Annotated in this window: 15 protein-coding genes; 7 read left to right on the top strand and 8 right to left on the bottom strand. The window is 37.7% G+C overall.

The features are described 5' to 3' along the window. Nucleotides 1-98: 98 nt before the first annotated feature. The 3 genes from MKX55_RS09930 to MKX55_RS09920 form a co-directional block, all read right to left on the bottom strand. Nucleotides 99-533 carry a GNAT family N-acetyltransferase gene (locus tag MKX55_RS09930; protein WP_339237904.1) on the bottom strand — a complete coding sequence of 145 codons (435 nt, stop codon included), beginning with the start codon at nt 531-533 and terminating at the stop codon, nt 99-101. Between the two features lie 65 nt (nt 534-598). Beyond that, a complete protein-coding gene (locus tag MKX55_RS09925) occupies nt 599-2,236 on the bottom strand; it encodes a Na+/H+ antiporter NhaC family protein (RefSeq protein WP_339184504.1) in 1,638 nt (545 codons plus the stop codon). Nucleotides 2,237-2,485: 249 nt separating this feature from the next. After that, nucleotides 2,486-2,719, bottom strand: a complete 234-nt coding sequence (locus tag MKX55_RS09920; protein ID WP_339184502.1) for a hypothetical protein — start codon at nt 2,717-2,719, stop codon at nt 2,486-2,488. A 346-nt stretch (nt 2,720-3,065) separates the two neighbouring features. Between MKX55_RS09920 and MKX55_RS09915 the strand changes: the two genes are divergently transcribed. From MKX55_RS09915 to MKX55_RS09905, 3 genes are all read left to right on the top strand, one after another. Continuing rightward, nucleotides 3,066-3,236 (top strand): YfhD family protein, encoded by a 171-nt coding sequence (locus MKX55_RS09915; RefSeq protein WP_084612954.1) that lies wholly within the window; start codon nt 3,066-3,068, stop codon nt 3,234-3,236. 174 nt (nt 3,237-3,410) lie between these two features. Next, nucleotides 3,411-3,761: a hypothetical protein gene (locus MKX55_RS09910; protein ID WP_339184498.1), complete on the top strand. Its 351-nt coding sequence runs from the start codon at nt 3,411-3,413 to the stop codon at nt 3,759-3,761. Between the two features lie 487 nt (nt 3,762-4,248). Further along, entirely contained in the window at nt 4,249-5,724 is a 1,476-nt protein-coding gene (locus MKX55_RS09905; protein WP_339184495.1) for an MDR family MFS transporter, read from the top strand. A 33-nt stretch (nt 5,725-5,757) separates the two neighbouring features. Here MKX55_RS09905 and MKX55_RS09900 read toward each other — a convergent pair whose 3' ends face one another. Next, nucleotides 5,758-5,967, bottom strand: a complete 210-nt coding sequence (locus tag MKX55_RS09900) for a hypothetical protein (RefSeq protein ID WP_339184493.1) — start codon at nt 5,965-5,967, stop codon at nt 5,758-5,760. Nucleotides 5,968-6,928: 961 nt separating this feature from the next. On the opposite strand from MKX55_RS09900, the gene MKX55_RS09895 reads away from it, so the two are divergent. After that, nucleotides 6,929-9,622, top strand: a complete 2,694-nt coding sequence (locus MKX55_RS09895) for a cation-transporting P-type ATPase (RefSeq protein ID WP_339237900.1) — start codon at nt 6,929-6,931, stop codon at nt 9,620-9,622. A 120-nt stretch (nt 9,623-9,742) separates the two neighbouring features. Here MKX55_RS09895 and MKX55_RS09890 read toward each other — a convergent pair whose 3' ends face one another. Continuing rightward, nucleotides 9,743-10,402, bottom strand: coding sequence for a ribonuclease H family protein (locus MKX55_RS09890; RefSeq protein ID WP_339185196.1), 660 nt, complete (start codon nt 10,400-10,402; stop codon nt 9,743-9,745). Nucleotides 10,403-10,768: 366 nt separating this feature from the next. On the opposite strand from MKX55_RS09890, the gene MKX55_RS09885 reads away from it, so the two are divergent. Then, complete coding sequence (locus MKX55_RS09885; RefSeq protein WP_339184488.1) at nt 10,769-11,491, top strand: ABC transporter ATP-binding protein; 723 nt, start codon at nt 10,769-10,771, stop codon at nt 11,489-11,491. After that, on the top strand, nt 11,469-12,650 hold the full coding sequence (locus tag MKX55_RS09880; RefSeq protein WP_339237898.1) for an ABC transporter permease: 1,182 nt from the start codon (nt 11,469-11,471) through the stop codon (nt 12,648-12,650). The genes MKX55_RS09885 and MKX55_RS09880 overlap by 23 nt, the downstream gene beginning before the upstream one ends. 184 nt (nt 12,651-12,834) lie before the next feature. Here the strand turns inward: MKX55_RS09880 and MKX55_RS09875 are convergent, their stop codons facing one another. Further along, nucleotides 12,835-13,167: a hypothetical protein gene (locus MKX55_RS09875; protein WP_339184485.1), complete on the bottom strand. Its 333-nt coding sequence runs from the start codon at nt 13,165-13,167 to the stop codon at nt 12,835-12,837. An 89-nt stretch (nt 13,168-13,256) separates the two neighbouring features. On the opposite strand from MKX55_RS09875, the gene MKX55_RS09870 reads away from it, so the two are divergent. Beyond that, nucleotides 13,257-14,624 (top strand): MFS transporter, encoded by a 1,368-nt coding sequence (locus tag MKX55_RS09870; protein ID WP_339237896.1) that lies wholly within the window; start codon nt 13,257-13,259, stop codon nt 14,622-14,624. Between the two features lie 293 nt (nt 14,625-14,917). On the opposite strand, the gene MKX55_RS09865 is transcribed toward MKX55_RS09870, so the two are convergent. Together MKX55_RS09865 and MKX55_RS09860 are read right to left on the bottom strand one after the other, a co-directional pair. Next, entirely contained in the window at nt 14,918-15,556 is a 639-nt protein-coding gene (locus MKX55_RS09865; protein ID WP_339237894.1) for a sugar O-acetyltransferase, read from the bottom strand. An 826-nt stretch (nt 15,557-16,382) separates the two neighbouring features. Next, nucleotides 16,383-16,826 (bottom strand): GNAT family N-acetyltransferase, encoded by a 444-nt coding sequence (locus MKX55_RS09860; protein WP_339237892.1) that lies wholly within the window; start codon nt 16,824-16,826, stop codon nt 16,383-16,385. Between the last annotated feature and the right edge of the window lie 306 nt (nt 16,827-17,132).

Genomic DNA, 17,132 nt, shown 5'->3' with positions numbered 1-17,132 from the left:
CACGAAGAAGCAAGCGGCTTTATTTAATGGTCCGTTTTCCTATGCTATCGTTAAAAAGAACACTCGTTCTCCCCACCTTGCAATTTTACTTCCATATATTATTTCGCATTCAAACGCAAATGCAGTATCGGATAATCCCTCCCCTGGTCATCCTGTTCTGACTCTCCAGTAACTTGGAAGTTGTTTTTCAGATAAAAAGCAAGAGCCGATGTATTATCTTTATTGACATCTGCTGCCTTAATACCGTCCGTTTCAATTAAATCATTTAAAATCCTGCTGCCAAGCCCCTTCCCTATTTGCTCCGGGTCTAAGAACAACATTTCTAGCTGAGACGCATTCACACCGGAAAATCCAACGAATGTAGTATCTTCAAACCACATTTTCATATCTAAATGCGGGAAATAAGCAGGAATTTCCTTCTTAAGCGCCTCCCTATCCTCTGATGCTAAAAAATCATGTGTTGCCAAAACAGACTTCTCCCATAATTCGATTAAGGCAGCGTAATCCTCACTGCCAGGCTTTTTCCATTGCATTATTTCTTCCTCCAGTAAAAAATTGAAATAAAACAGCCTTACTTCACCAGCAAGGCATGTTTCAATTATATATTCATTTTCGTTTCATATTTATTTTTTGTCAATTTTGATAACGCAAATGCTGCTAAAACAAGCAACACTACTGTCAGTACTACTGTCCACGGGCTGCCGGTCACCCCTGCAATAACAAAACCGATTACCGCAATGATTGCATTGGTCAATGCATAAGGGAACTGTGTTTTCACATGGTCAATATGGTCTGCGCCAGCTCCTGTCGATGACAAAATACTTGTATCAGATATCGGCGAACTGTGATCCCCAAAAATACCGCCGGATAATACAGCACCAATGCAGACAAGCAAATGTGCATCCAGTGCTACTGCCATTGGAATAGCAATCGGAAGCATGATTGCAAATGTTCCCCAGGAAGAGCCGGAAGCAAGTGAAACAATCGCTCCGATAACAAAGACCAAAGCTGGTATAATAAATGCCGGTACTCTCCCCTGCATCAATTCTACAATATAATTAGCGGTTCCCATCTCGCCAATGACCGTTCCGAGCGACCATGCGAGCACCAGTGTCACTGCAACATAAACCATCTTTTGCATCCCTGAAGTATATATATCAAAAATATCTCCAAACTTTTTCAGACGGAAAACAATTAATAAAATAAAAATAGTAATTGCTGCAAACAAGTAAGCAGTAATTAACGAGATCCGGAAATCATTTCCGTCGACAGGCTCAAATGGAAAACCCTTTGTTGAAAGCAGACCAAACAAAGTAATGAACAATACCAACAATGGCAGCCAAATTAAAATAGCTTTACTTTCTTGATTATTATCAGCATCGTTATCTGAACGACGCAACGGTTTGGAATTCTTCCAATACAATTCACCTGTCTCTCTAACTCTTCGTTCCGCTTTAGCCATAGGCCCAAAATCTAATTTTAACAGTGCCATCAATGGTACCATCAAAACTGCTGAAATAGCATAGAACTGAAAAGGAATAACTTGAACAAATGTATCGAATTCGGATGCAGTGATTCCTAAGCCGTCAAACTCACTCTTTATCAATCCCATGATGTATACGCCCCAGCCAATAAAAGGAATCAATACAGCAACTGGAGAAGACGTTGAATCAATGATATACGCCAACTTCTCCCTGGATATTCTTGCTTTATCAAAGATTTTTTCAAAAATAGGTCCGACGATTAATGGTGTTCCCAAATCGGAGAAGAAAATAATCAAACCGCCGCACCATGCGGATAGCTGTGCTTTCACCTTGGAATTAATTGATTTAACTGTCTTTGCAGCAAGTGCAGCTCCCCCGCCTGACTTTTCCACCAAGGCCACAAATCCCCCAATAAAAAATAATAATACCAATACAGCAGCGTTATAACTATCCGCCACCTGTGGAAATAGGAAATTACCTATTGTTTCTGTTGTCGCTGTTAATGGATTTCCTCCTACCATAATAAGAACGCCAGTAAAAGTGCCTAAAAATAATGAAATAATTACGTTTTTTGTAATAATCGCTAAAATAACTGCCAAAATTGGCGGAATAAGCGATAACCATCCCATATGTTCCATCTTATCTTCCTTTCTTTCCTGATTCATCGACAATATGCTAAAAATGTTATGCAATGAATATTCATCAGCTATTTTATACCAAAAATCAAATAAATAATGATTGCTAACCAGCATGTTCTCCTTATTGTACCATGGATAAGAGAAAAATAAATGAAACAAATTTACTAATAATTATACATTTTATCGAATAATTATACTATATTTTCAACCACTCGAAATCAGTCTGTTTATTTACAAAGTAATTACTCCATTGTTATGGCACCTTCATATTTACCGCAAAAAGAAAGATGATTCCCCTATTCTAATCAACCTTTATTAAATAACCCTTCTCTATATTACAATGAAGACCCTCAGCAATGATGCTCAGGGTCTTTCGCTGTCTTTGTCTTTATTTTGTTTCTCCTTATGCTTCTTTTCACTTTGCGAATCATCCTTCGATTTTGTCTTTCGTTTCTCATCCTTAGCTTCTATTTTCAAATCCTCCATAGGGACGTCATCGACAAACATCTGCTCCTCATGTTCATCCAGCATCGTTCTTCGCTCTTCATTCCGGTTCGGTTTTCCGCTTTTTGAAGAACGCTTTTCATTGTTGGACATTTTTATCCACCTCTCTGTGTCTTTTTAATACTTTTCCTTTCTAAGCAGATTACTAAACATCATTATGCGAAAATTTCTTCTTGAACAAATTTTATTAATCGTCACGCTTCACAACCACAAATTTAAGCGACATAGTTTATTTCAATTTTACCAGTGAAAAAAATGAATAAGTATCGTAAACCTGTTAAAAATACAGATATGTCAGTACAGTTTTTCCTTATGTTATCTAGGGATAAGGCGGTGCAACGGCTGCCGCCACAGAGCGGCTCGATGTATTGCAATTTTCAATCTGACTGGCCGAATGTTTGACTAACCAATTATATACAACCTAAAAGGAGTGTTCCCAATGGGCAGAGATGAGCATAAGAAAAGAAAAAATAACTTTTTATCACAAACTCCAAAAAATCAAATATCTGACGGCATAGATGTTGAATTTTCAGATGAGTTTGCTGATGCAGAAGATAGAAAAGCTCAAGCAAGAAGCCGCGCTGCTGATAAACGGGCACATGAAAAATAATTGGTACAACGGAGCGATTCGGTTTAATAACCGAATCGCTTCATTGCGTTATCCTTCAGATTATCTATCTCTTTCCCCTTAGAATCCGCCTGCAGCTTTCCCTCTTTTTATTTCCTTTCTTCCTGTATATTTTCGTTGCATGAAGGAAAAATTATACACAGGAGGGGTTGTTCTATGGAGCACGGTTTTTTATCCATTGAGGAGTTTAATACATTGATTCAACAGTGGAACGGAAGAACGATTAAAATTACAAAGCATGAAATAAACGATATCGATCAAACAGTAATCCATTTGCAAAGCATATCCTATGACCAGAATACGCGCAGAATTGATGACTATGTACCAAAACATAGCTTACTTTTACATGGAGACGGACAAATCGAAGCGCTGCCAACGATGAGTGATGAACCGCTTCCGTCATCCAATTATGAAATTCCGTTGGAGGATAGCTCTTTATTTGAATTTAATGGACAGAAGTTTTTTATTACTACGGATCGCGGTGTTTATAAAATTGAATTGGTTTAAATGACGGTAAAAAGGCTGCAATAGCCTTTTTATTGGCAGTTAAGAAAGTTTACACTTTCTTACTGCATAAGTGTAACTAAGGTTGTCACTTAAAGGATTGGTGACAACCAAGTTTTCTAATTATTGCAGGCAGTTATAACCTGCTTAAAATGGAAGCGAAAAATATAGGAGCTATTCATTTTAACTGATAGTTCCTCGCCCTCTATGAAAATATCATAACAAAGAATATATTCTCCTGTTTCCAACAAAGGAATATAAAATCTGTTCAACGGTCCTCTCCTACTGACGCATTTCGGACGATTAACTATGAAACTGGTATTCCATTTCTTACAAAATAAGAATGCATCTGCTACAATAAAGCTAATTAGATTACAGATTAGTACTGCCGTTTGAAAAGCCTTTTGATAGATTGCAAAAATCACCTGTGGTCAGAGAGTCTTGCACAGTGGGTAGAAACAAATGGCTAGAGTAAAGGAAGGAATTATAGATGGTACATAAACAAACAAAACGGCCTATCGTGCTTATTGCCCTCGTATTATCTATGTTTATGGCGGCAATTGAAGGAACCATTATTGCCACGGCGATGCCTAACATTGTATCCGATTTAGGCGGATTCACGCTGTATAGCTGGGTCTTTTCCAGTTTCCTATTAATGCAGGCAGTCACCACGATGTTATATGGCAAATTAGCTGATTTATTTGGCCGCAAACCAATCTTTGTCATTGGTGTGGTTATCTTTCTGATTGGTTCTTTATTATGTGGATTAGCAGAAACGATGGCCGCCCTTATTATCTTCCGGCTTATCCAGGGGCTGGGCGCCGGGGCCATTCATCCGATAGTAACAACCATGGTCGGAGACATGTACAATTTGGAAGAACGTGCCAAAGTACAGGGTTATTTAGCAAGTGTCTGGGGCATATCCTCCGTGGCCGGCCCGCTTTTGGGAGGAGTCATTGTACAATACATTGATTGGGCCTGGATATTCTGGATGAATATTCCGATTGGCCTTATCGGCTTGGTCGGAGTTGTCCTGTTCTTCCATGAAAAAGTGGATAAAGAACAGAAAACCATCGATTATCTTGGGACAAGCTTCTTTTTTATAGCCATATCATCGCTGATTATCGTGTTTGTACAGGCAGGTACAAATTGGGCTTGGCTCTCACCGGAGACTCTCGGTCTCCTTGGACTCTTTGTCATTTGTATTTCCTTATTTATTTGGCAGGAGAAGAGATGCAGTGCACCGATGATGCCTTTATCTTTATGGAAGAACAAATTAATGATTGTTGCTAATATCGCTACCTTACTTTCCGGTATGATTATTTTAGGTTTAAGCAGCTCCCTTCCTACGTATGTACAGGGAGTTATGGAAGAATCAGCGATTGTGGCCGGTTTTACCCTGAGCACCTTATCTATCGGCTGGCCAATTGCAGCCACTGCTGCCGGACATATGGTATTACGAATCGGCTTTAGAAAAACAGCATTTCTTGGCGGTATCGCATTATTTGCGGGTACGTTACTCTTTTTCCTGCTTGATGCAGAAAAAGGACCCATTTATGCCGGTTTCAGCTCTTTTATTGTTGGAATAGGGATGGGATTGACTTCGACAACATTTATCGTAGCCATTCAAAATAGTGTGTCCTGGCAGGCAAGAGGATCGGCTACCTCTTTAAATATGTTTATGCGTATCATTGGCAGTGCAATCGGTACTGCTCTGTTAGGCGGGATTTTGAATCTGCGCCTGCAGCAATATTATCAGCAGCAAGCAATCGATGAAGATATGCCAAATACAGATGCTATTTTAAATGAAGGATTACGAGAATCTATCCCGCCAGATACACTAGCTTTAATGCAGGATGGGTTGACCCAGGCATTTCACACGGTGTTCTTTGGTCTATTCGTAATTGGTACACTGACCTTCATCATTCTATGGTTCTTCCCGAAAGATACACCTAAGGATACATAAGAAAACCGGGCAAGACTGTCCAGTTTTCTTATCTTAATCAACAATTATGGAAGACCCTTCATTTGAGGGCTGTTCATTTATTATGTTATTTGTTTTAACACCGATACTGGATAGGATGACCACTGCAAATACAACTGTGAATCCTATAATGACATACCCCAGTATCTTATACCCTCTGGTTGGACCTTTGATAATCAAATAGCCCCCTAAAATCAGGACAGCCAGTAAAATCAACCATAGCATTGTATCACAACCCCTGTATTCGATTTCAATTCCCTTCCATGCTAACATATCGAATCATATTTTAAATTATTTTGATTATTATCCTTTCTAGTAAGAGAAATTTGAGCCCTGTCCGTCTCCAACATTTTATTATTTTTATATGGCAGATATATCATGTACAATTCTAAATGAGGTGATTTTGTTGAAGAAAAAAACGAACAATTATCTTTTCTCTTATGCTGCATTAGGTTCTTTCATTGGAGTAACGCCTTTTTTATTCTGGGCAATAAAAATTTAATGGGATATGCAGGTTCCGCCCTTGCTGTTATCACAGTGTTTTTAATAAACATACTAGTAGTACGCATCAAAAAAAGAAATCTAAAGATTAATGATTATCATTTTGTAGATGCACGCTGAAAATAACATTCCTTATATATTTTATGTGCTTCCTTTTTTTGGTATGGTGTATAGCACCATGCCTGTTAAGCTCTTTATAAATAATAAATCCTTCTTTTGTTCTAACCACGCTAACGAACATACGTGCATGCAGATTAATATTTACTGACGATTCTAGTGTACTTCATTCCACATTGCTCTTTAAGACTATCTTCTTTTAAATAAAAGCCTCTATGTTCTCCAGTTTAAAAGCATTCATGCTTACCGTATTAACAAAAAGACCATCACTAAATTGTCGAAAATTTTCAACCAAGACTCCTTGAACTGTCCCTACATATCCTTCATCATTATAAGTGAGGATACATTTACTTCAAGACAGAAAGAGGTGATGAATGATGGTTACAGCTACAAAAAATCAGGCGTGATTTTCTGCTGGATACTTTTCATTACCTCTGTATCAATGATTCATAAGCAGCAGAAAAACACCCCTTATACGTTCATTTCTAGTTTAAATCTCCTTAAAACGTTTTACTCCTATTTATTCGTAAAAGATAAAACGGGTTCAGGAAGAAAGGGGCACGTGCTTATGGCACAGAAAAAATGGTTTAACATGCAGACAGAGCAAGTGGAATCGGAGCTTGGAACGGATATAAAGCATGGTTTAAGCAAAGAGCAAGTTGAGCAAGGCCGACAAAAATGGGGAAAAAATGAATTGCCGGAGCCGGAGAAGGATCCAAAATGGCTAAAATTTTTACGCCAATTTAATGACACGTTAATTTATGTTTTATTAGCTGCCGCTGTTCTTACTATTGTTTTAGAACATTATGCAGACACTGTCGTTATATTAATGGTGGTTCTGATTAATGCGGTCATTGGCTATTTCCAAGAAAACAAAGCCGAGAAAGCATTGGAAGGCATTAAAAAGATGCTCTCTTTGGAGTCAACAGTTATTCGTGACGGGGAGCGTATAGAGATTGCTTCCAGCGATCTGGTGCCGGGCGATATCGTATTATTGTCTCCAGGAGATAAAATTCCCGCAGATTTACGGTTGACTGCCGCCAGCCGGCTGACAATAGAAGAATCCCCTCTCACTGGTGAATCAACATCCGTCGAAAAAAATACAGACATCCTGCCGGAGGATACCGTCCTTGGCGATCGGTTAAATATGGCTTTTTCCGGTACAGCGGTTGTATCTGGATCGGCACAAGGGATTGTCGCAGCTACTGGAGAAAATACAGAAATCGGTAAAATCAACCAGTCCATTGCAGAGGTAGAAGAATTAAAAACACCTTTATTAAAACAAACAGCGCATTTTGGAAAAATGATTTCTATCGCTATCGTCAGCGTTGCAGCTTTATTATTTGTTTTTGCAGCAGTTTTCTATGACTATCCGATCGGAGAGCTGTTACTCTACGTTATCAGTTTAATTGTTGCTGCTATTCCCGAAGGTTTGCCTGCTATTCTTTCTATCATTCTTTCCTTAGGTATGCAGGTAATGGCCGGAAACAATGCTATTATGCGTAATTTGCCGTCTGTAGAGACACTCGGAGCAGTAACCGTGATATGTTCGGACAAAACAGGAACGCTTACCAAAAATGAAATGACCGTCCAATCCATTGAACTCTCCGACAGACACTTGGATGTTACAGGTACAGGATACGCACCAGAAGGAAAAATTCTTGAAAATAATCAAGAAATAGATATTGCAGAAGATAAAGAACTGCAACTGTTTTTAAGTAACGTATTAACGGTGAATGATACCTATTTACGAAAAGATGACGATGAAGAATGGACAATCAGCGGCGAACCGACAGAAGGCTGTCTGGTCACGCTGGCCGAAAAAGCAAATCAGGAAATAGACCGGCTTCCCCTCCTCTCTAAAATTCCTTTCGATTCCAGCTATAAATACATGGCAGGACTCGTTGAAAAAGACGGAGAAAAAATCATTTATGTCAAAGGAGCCCCCGACCGGCTGTTTGATATGGCAGGTTTGGCAGAAGGTTCTGAACCACGCAAACTTTGGGAGGATAAAATGCTTGCACGATCCAGTAAAGGAGAAAGAGTTATCGGCGCAGCATATAAATACGTTGATAATGATAAAACGCAAATTAATCATGCAGATATTTGTGAAGGATTGAACATAATTGGTTTAGCTGGCATTCTGGATCCTCCAAGAGAAGAAGCGATGGAAGCAGTGAAAGTTTGTAAAAAAGCCGGTATCCAGGTGAAAATGATTACAGGCGATCATAAAGCTACAGCGCTGGCTATTGCTAAACAAATGGGCATTACCGAACAAGACAATGTTCTCGAAGGTCGCGATTTGGATCAAATGTCTGAAGAGGAGATCCAGACTGCAGTCCAAAAGGTAGATGTTTTCGCCCGCACCAGTCCAGAGAACAAACTGCAGCTGGTAACCGCCATGCAGGAAAACGGAGAAATCACAGCCATGACAGGTGATGGTGTCAATGACGCTCCAGCCTTAAAACGGGCAGATATCGGTGTTTCCATGGGCATCAAAGGAACCGAAGTCTCCAAAGAAGCTTCCGAAATGGTGCTGGTCGATGATAATTTTAATACGATTGTTAATGCGGTGAAGGAAGGACGGCGCGTCTACGATAATTTGAAGAAAACCATTCTGTTTATCCTGCCGACAAATGGCGCCGAAGCATTTTTGATTGTTTCTGCTTTAATCGTAGGAATGAATATGCCGCTGTCCCCGATTCAAGTCCTTTATGTAAATATGGTGACAGCAGTAACTGTTTCATTCGCATTGGCATTTGAGAAATTGGAGCCGGGAGCAATGGAACGGCCCCCGCGCCCAGCTAATGCAAAACTGCTCAGTCCCTACTATATTTTCCGGATTATTCTCGTATCATTGCTTGTCGGTGGAGCCATTATGACCATGAATGTAACCCTGCTTGGTGATCCGGAACACTATACACCGGAACAGGTAACAACGATTACGCTGCATTCCATTGTAATCGCACAGGTTTTCCATGTATTTAATGTCCGAAATGAACGGCATTTTGCATTCAATAAGGATTTCTTCTCAAACAAGATCGCTTTTATGCTTGCAGGCATTCTGATCCTTCTTCAATTAATGGTGACGTATATTCCATTCTTAAGGAATGTATTTGATTTATATCCAATCGAGGCGCAATACTGGGTCTATCCTTTTGCGATTGGATTGATGACCTTTATCATTATTGAAATCGAGAAATATATTACCCGGAAGATCTCTGCTGCAAAAGCATTAAAAAAAGAAAATGGAAAAGCATAACGACAAAAAGGCAGGGATAATCCTTGTCTTTTTACCGTTATTAGCTGTTTTTCATCATGGAAGCTGTAAGAAATCAAATGCCGCAAACATGCAAAAGAAGCAGAGAACCCCTTCCCCGCCTCACTCCGATAGTTCTTTTTTGCTTGTTATTTCCATCCCCTTCAATGCCTGACCAGCTAACCGATCTGCTTCCCGATTCTTCTTACGTGAAATGTGCTTGTACTCCGGGGTAATTCCCAATTGAATCATTTTATTTTCAATTCGATCTGCCCATTTTGTTAATTCTTCCTCATAACAAGGCCATTCTCCCATTAATTGATTCACGACAACCTGGGAATCACCATAGAAAGAAACAGGCAGATGATGGACACCCATTCTCTCCAATTCCACCAGTGCCAAGTGCAATGCAGCGTATTCCGCTTCATTATTCGAACAAAGCTCTTCCACCAGTGCATTTTTTCGTAAACGGTAAAAAGTATCATTCTGCTGATAATAAATGGCACAACCCAAACCGGAATGGCTTGTTTCGAGGTCAAATCCTCCATCAAAATAAACAGTTATATCATGCGGTTCGGTTTGAATTTCTTCCATCTGCTTACGTAATTCTTTTAAACTCCACGTATGCTCATGAGAATCGACGAATACGATATTTTTCATACGTCCCATTTTCCTTAAATCTTCAACAATTACTAACGCGTTTGATGCATCCATCTCTTCAGAAGTAAAAGCTGCAGTAACCCCTTTGGGTGTCTGATAGGTGCATTCGATTCGTACTTTCATCATTTTGCCTCCGGTCTATATATCGGGAAACGAAAAACTGCTCCCTTTCTCCGATAGTATTTCCATAACCCTCTATTTATACAGCTGTCAGAAAAGCGATAAGGAATGAAACACCAACAGTAGCTTATGTTTATCCTATCAACCCTTTCAATAAAAAAGATACACAAAAAATGGATTATAAGCAAACCAGCCATTGCCACTTTCAGAGAAGCGACAGAATAGCGATCCGATAAACTTTGTATTTGTTGCAACCATTTTTTATCGCAAACCCAAGCAGTTTCTTCCAAAAAGATTCTTGTCATCCTAGCCTTACTCTGATATCATAATGAGTGAGTACTCACTTTTATACGAAAGGTGTTGTGTTTTATGATGCAATTATCCAATATGTCCAAGAGCTTTGGAAAACAAACGATTCTGCAAGATGTCTCCATAGATATTAGCACCAATCAAATCACCGGATTGATTGGTCCTTCAGGTACAGGGAAAACGACATTAATTAAATGCTTGATGGGAATGGAAAAATACGATACTGGTTCTATCCAAATCGATGATACAATGGTTCCCAACCGTAAACTTTTAAACAAAATTAGCTATATGGCGCAAAGCGATTCGCTATACCATGATTTAACCGGTTTGGAAAACATTCAATTTTTTGCCCATATGTACGGAAAGAAAATATCCAATAAGGCAGTTCAGTCCACGCTGAGTCTCGTCCAGCTTGAACAGGATAAAAAGAAATTGGTAGCGCACTACTCTGGCGGGATGAAGCGCCGCTTATCCCTTGCAATTGCGTTGATTAATCAGCCTGAGTATTTGATTTTAGATGAGCCGACGGTCGGGATTGATCCCGTGCTTAAATTAAATATCTGGAATCAGCTGCATGATTTGAAAAAAGACAGTACGCTGTTAATTACGACCCACATTATGGATGAAGCCATGAAATGTGACCAGCTGTTATTAATGAAAAATAAAGGAATTGCAGCAAGCGGTACGCCGCAGGAAATATTAGAGAACTTCGGCGTCAGCGATATTGATCAAGTCTTTTTAAAATTGGAGGAAATCGAAAATGCGAATGCTTCAGCTGATTAAACGGATTTGCAAACAGGTTCTCCGTGATAAACGTACGCTTGCATTATTATTTCTGGCTCCTATTTTTGTCATTACGCTATTGAATTATATTTTTCCAGATCCGGATAACGAGGTAACCATCGCTGCAGTTAATGTCAACGATGAGGTAATCGATATTTTAGAAGATAATGATATCATCGTAAAACAGGAAAACGAGATGGATATACAGTCTTATCTGGAAGAAGGAAATGCCAGTGCTGTTCTAGAGGAAAAGGATGGGAATTGGACATTGACCATTCTGAATGATAACCCGATGGATGAGGGTCCTGCTATTCAGGGAAGCTCACAGGCTGTAATGGAAACAAATTTAAATGATCTTTCGGATAATATCGATAACATGATAAGTAATATGGAAGATATGTCAGCAGGCGTAGAAGAAATGATGGAGCAGCTACCTCCTGAGGTCGCAGAGAACATGGATATAAATATGGACACGAATATCAATACAGACATCGATTCTGAAATCGATATGGATAATGATCCGATTTCTGTAGAATATATCTATGGCGATGAAAGCAATACCTTTTTTGAAATTTTAAATCCCATTTTAGTCAGCTTCTTTGTATTCTTTTTTGTTTTTTTAATCGCCGGCATGTCAATGTTAAAAGAAAGAAGCAGCGGTACATTGGAGAAACTATTATCCACGCCAATCAGAAAATCTGAGATTGTATTTGGTTATTTATTCGGCTATGGGATTTTTGCTATTCTGCAGACAGCGATTATCATCCTATATTCTGTATATATATTAGATATGGAAATCGCCGGTTCCATCAGCAATATGTTTATTATTAATATTTTCTTAAGCTTCGTTGCCCTTGGACTTGGCCTTTTATTATCTACCTTTGTCAGCAGTGAATTCCAGATGATTCAATTCATCCCGCTCGTTATTATTCCGCAGATATTCTTCTCTGGAATGCTGAATGTAGATACTATGGAAGCATGGCTGCAATGGATTGCGCCGATGATGCCATTGTACTATGCAGGAAATGCGATGATTGATGTTGTTTTAAAAGGATTTACATTTGGAGAGATTCTGGCTCCTCTGTCTATTTTGTTTTTATTTATTGTTGTTTTTGTGACGTTGAATATTTTGGGTATGCGGCGGTATCGGAAGGTGTAAGAACTTAGTGTGATTGCTGCAGGATAAAAAGAATACGGATTTGTTATAACTATTATCAACCGAAAACTCTTTCTCCGCTTTCATGGGAAAGAGTTTTCTTTATTCATTTAGCCTTAAAGAACCCACTCATTATCCCTGTTACAAAAAACGTTTTACATTTTTTATTTTAATAATTGATGCGTGGTTATCCTTTTAATATAAAATTTATCCAGGCCTGAATCACTTCCAGACTATCTTTATTAAACAGATAAAAATTACGTTTCCCCTCCTTGACTAAGTAAATAACATGAGTATTTTTCATTTCCTTGAGATGGTAAGACAATTTGGTATTAGAAATATGGACCCCTTCTTCCTGCAAAATCGTCAGGATATCCATTGGACAAAAGCCACCTTCTGCTTCAGATGAATCCGGAAAAAACTCCCTCCTTTCTTGATCAAATCGCAACATCTCAATAATTCGAATTCGAATTGGATCCTGAAGTACCTTAAAAATATCTGTAACATGATTATTTTTCATAATTTTATTATAACATTTCCCTCTTGACATTTCAATTTTTTTTGAAATAATAGTTACAGTTCAAAAAAAATTGAAATAAGGTGGTTTTTATGAAATACACACGTCGAGAAACAATAAGCTTAATCAGTATTTGCATCGGATCTTTCTTAATTATTCTAGATACAAATATCGTAAATATAATTATTCCACCCTTGAGAGAACAATTATATTTAAGCAATTTACAAACCTCTTGGGTCGTAAATAGCTATGTATTGGTATTTGCTTCGTTCATCCTATTTTTTGCCAGATTCAGTAAACGAATAGGTGCAAGAAATGCATTTATCACGGGGATTTCAATCTTTATGGTTGGTTCGCTATTCTGTGGTTTCTCTAACACTTATGAACAATTGGTAATCTCTAGGATTATTCAAGGAGTTGGTGCAGCTATGTTTGCACCTATTGCAACAAAGCTCTTATCATCGACAGTAACAGAGCCCCAAAAAAGAGCAACTGCCTTTGGTATATGGTCCGGAACATCAGGTATCGCATTTGCCTTTTCGCCGATGGTTGGTGGTTTTTTAAATGAACTGTGGGGGTGGCAAAGCATCTTTCTTATCAATATTCCTTTTTCTTTGATTGTCATTTGGACTGGACTTGCTGCAATCAAGGATACAGAAAAAGAAAAAATTCCGATGTTTTTCAAGGAACAGGTGCTGGTTGCATTGTTTATCTTAATTTTCGTATTTATGATACAGGAATATAAAATAATCTATCAGTTACCGCTGTTATTTACTTTAGGAGGAATTGTTTTACTAATTTTTGGATATGCATATAGTATCAAGTTTAGAAATAATCAGACACAAGTAATTGAGCGGCAACTATTCACAAAACAGAATGTTGCCAGCTTAATAAATGGATTTACTTATAATTTTTCAATCTATGGAGTGATGTATTTCCTTTCTATTCATTTTCAGGAACATTTATTTTTGTCTTCGCTTGAGACGGGTGTGAAATTTTTGCCCTTAACGGTTTCCGGTATGCTAATATCCTCATTTTTGTCACCTATTCTGGTCAATAAATTAGGACAAAAATGGACTCACCAGCTATGCTTATTGGCTATTATTGCAGGCAGTATATTTTTGTTTACCTACTTCACAATAGCAGCATACTCTGTTTTTATTTTAATTAGTTTTATTCTTTTCGGTTTTTCTGGAGCTATAGCTCCCGTATTAATGAATGCAGCTTTTTTATCAACGGGGGAAAAATATCATAATGAAATTTCTTCATTAGTAAACCTTGCACGTCAAATTGGCAGTATTTTTGGTGTAGTAAGTGTTTCAATTATATTGGATATACTGGCAAATACAACGACCATTCTTTACTTTCTAGTAGTGATTATATTTATCTCATTCTTTGCTTTTCTATACTTAGCATTTGCATACAAACTGAACAACCAAAAATCCGGAATGTATGAATAAAGCCATTGCATGGAAATATAAGCTTTTCAATATACGCAGTTTTTTTCAAATAGATGCCTTTTTATTTTGATAAAAGAAGGGCTGTTACATAATCAGGTAATTGATTATGTAACAGCCCTCAACTCAAGCCAAATTGTACGAATACGATTCTATTCTCACTCAAAATATAGCCCATTAATTACTTTAGTGAGTAGAATATTTTCTTAAAACTTGATTACAACCACTATGCCAATTACGTTTGCCCCGCAGTATTAAACGGGAATCTGTAAGGCCTTTCATAGTCCGAAATATTTTTATTCTATAATTCGATTATCATCCAAAATTTCCGGCTTATGTTTCATGCTGTCCAGTTCCGTAATTTCTCTAATCACTCTGCATGGGTTGCCAGCCGCAAAGCTATTGCTTGGAATGTCCTTCACAACAACACTTCCTGCCCCAATTACGCAATTATCCCCGATTGTTACTCCCGGACAAACAACCACATTTGCTCCAAGCCAGCAAGCATTACCTATTTTAACCGGTTTCGCATAACACATATGCTTAGGCACACCGTCTTTATCCATAATGGCGCGGCGTTCATCTGGAAGCATTGGATGTACAGGTGTAACAATCGTCACATTTGGACCAAAATCACAATGATTGCCAATAACCACCTCTGCATCATCTTGAATGGTTAAATTAAAATTTGCAAAAAAATGATTACCAATCTTTGTATGTTTTCCGTAGTGAATATAAATAGGACCTTGCAGACGGCTACTCTCTCCAATTTTATGGAAAATATTTGAAATGAGTGCTTGTCTCTTTTCCGTTTCATCTTCGAACGTGCGGTTATATTCGGAACATAGGTTATGAGTTCTGAGCTTTATTTTTTTAAAATCTGGTTCTCCAGGTGAAAAAAGGGTACCTTTAAAGATTTTTTCTTCTTCTCTCATTTTTATTCTCCTAAGTGGAATCTAGCGCAGGATCAACAAGATTGTTCCATTCGCTATTTCCTGTAGTTTTGTTTCAAAAGTTCATTCTATAAACAGACAAGCCAAACATAACGAGTGCTATTTATACTAAAAGCTACGATTGTTTACCCATTGGTACTACCAAGGTATTGTAAATGACCAGAATTCGAGCACTTTTCCCACATTTCAGAGGAAACAGTTTTAAAAAGGATCGAAGCCTACTTCAATGATTTTCCTAAATTTGACAGGGCGGCATTTCATTTTGTCACCTTATTATTTAAGTTCCATCTTATGCAATATTTGCACTTATTATAACATAATTCCATTGCTTATTTCTCAAGCTGATTCACTTGCTGTATATCACTTTAGTAAATCAGTAGTTGTTTAAATGTTAATGCTCTATAGGATACTTCTAAAACTCCAGCAAAGCATAAATAAGCCCTTTTTAGAGAGCTTATTTATTAGCCGGATTGTAATTAATATGATTTTATTCCCTTTAATTATATGATTCATTAATTTTCATTATGAACAGAACGATTTCGAAAGTAATTGATTACAATCACGATAAAAGCAATCAAAGAAAATAAACCAAACGAGTCCATAAATGCATGCAGCAGGCTTTCCTTTTCCATCGTTAGCCTCGCGATAAACAAAGCCAAAGAACTAAAGAATAATACAACTACAACCTTACTGAATGAAGTATTTGTAATAGCCGCCATGCCTAAGAGAATAATGATTGAACCTATTCCAATTATATTTACTAAGATATAGCGCCCTCCCTTTAATCAAATACGCATCCAAACAGCAATTAACTCAAGTTTAATTCATAATGATAAAATTGTGAATACCGGATATATCCATTCTTTTCATATAATCTCTGAGAAACAGTATTATCCGGCGCTGTTTCCAAAACAATGCTTTTCGCACCTGTTTCCATTGCAAGATCCTTTGCTTTATGTAAGAGCTTTTCTCCTATTCCCTGTTTCCTTGCTTCTGCATCTACATACAAATCATTTAGTATCCATGCTTTTTTCATGGATATGGATGAAAATGTCGGATAAAGCTGGGTAAATCCGACATATCTTTGATGATTTTTCACCACAAATATCACAGAATCCTTGTGTTCTAAACGCTGCTTTATGTACGCTTTAGCACCTTCTATGTCTGATGTTCGTTCGTAAAATACTCGATACAAATTAAATAAATTTGATACGCCGTCTAAATCTTCCATTGTTGCTTGGTATGCTTCCATTTGTATTCCCCCAATTGGTTAAAACAACTCTATATTTTCACCTGTCAATGGATTTCTTTTAAAAATATTTTTTGCTGTATGTCCATAGACAATAAAAATATAATTGTAATAATAGACCAAATAACAATAGCTGCTAATAAAAATCCTATCCCATTTTTTGCTTTAACTGATATTTCATTTCGAATCTTATTCACTTCCAAATTATCCCTCATCCCTGTTCCTTTTCATTTATGCATATAAATGGAATTCTATCATTTTAACATCTCTTGTATCAATCCTTTTTAAATAATAAATAGGGATAGCGGT

The sequence above is a fragment of the Oceanobacillus sp. FSL W7-1281 genome, from assembly GCF_037969835.1.
Lineage (GTDB): Bacteria > Bacillota > Bacilli > Bacillales > Amphibacillaceae > Oceanobacillus > Oceanobacillus oncorhynchi.
This window is presented reverse-complemented; position numbering and strand designations above follow the sequence as displayed.

Coding starts and splice junctions, on each gene's coding strand:
- MKX55_RS09930 (WP_339237904.1), bottom strand. CDS start 533: ATGCAATGGAAAAAGCCTGGCAGTGAGGATTACGCTGCCTTAATCGAA.
- MKX55_RS09865 (WP_339237894.1), bottom strand. CDS start 15,556: ATGAGAGAAGAAGAAAAAATCTTTAAAGGTACCCTTTTTTCACCTGGA.
- MKX55_RS09875 (WP_339184485.1), bottom strand. CDS start 13,167: ATGAAAAATAATCATGTTACAGATATTTTTAAGGTACTTCAGGATCCA.
- MKX55_RS09880 (WP_339237898.1), top strand. CDS start 11,469: ATGCGAATGCTTCAGCTGATTAAACGGATTTGCAAACAGGTTCTCCGT.
- MKX55_RS09920 (WP_339184502.1), bottom strand. CDS start 2,719: ATGTCCAACAATGAAAAGCGTTCTTCAAAAAGCGGAAAACCGAACCGG.
- MKX55_RS09885 (WP_339184488.1), top strand. CDS start 10,769: ATGATGCAATTATCCAATATGTCCAAGAGCTTTGGAAAACAAACGATT.
- MKX55_RS09905 (WP_339184495.1), top strand. CDS start 4,249: ATGGTACATAAACAAACAAAACGGCCTATCGTGCTTATTGCCCTCGTA.
- MKX55_RS09870 (WP_339237896.1), top strand. CDS start 13,257: ATGAAATACACACGTCGAGAAACAATAAGCTTAATCAGTATTTGCATC.
- MKX55_RS09860 (WP_339237892.1), bottom strand. CDS start 16,826: ATGGAAGCATACCAAGCAACAATGGAAGATTTAGACGGCGTATCAAAT.
- MKX55_RS09890 (WP_339185196.1), bottom strand. CDS start 10,402: ATGAAAGTACGAATCGAATGCACCTATCAGACACCCAAAGGGGTTACT.
- MKX55_RS09915 (WP_084612954.1), top strand. CDS start 3,066: ATGGGCAGAGATGAGCATAAGAAAAGAAAAAATAACTTTTTATCACAA.
- MKX55_RS09925 (WP_339184504.1), bottom strand. CDS start 2,236: ATGCTGGTTAGCAATCATTATTTATTTGATTTTTGGTATAAAATAGCT.
- MKX55_RS09900 (WP_339184493.1), bottom strand. CDS start 5,967: ATGCTATGGTTGATTTTACTGGCTGTCCTGATTTTAGGGGGCTATTTG.
- MKX55_RS09910 (WP_339184498.1), top strand. CDS start 3,411: ATGGAGCACGGTTTTTTATCCATTGAGGAGTTTAATACATTGATTCAA.
- MKX55_RS09895 (WP_339237900.1), top strand. CDS start 6,929: ATGGCACAGAAAAAATGGTTTAACATGCAGACAGAGCAAGTGGAATCG.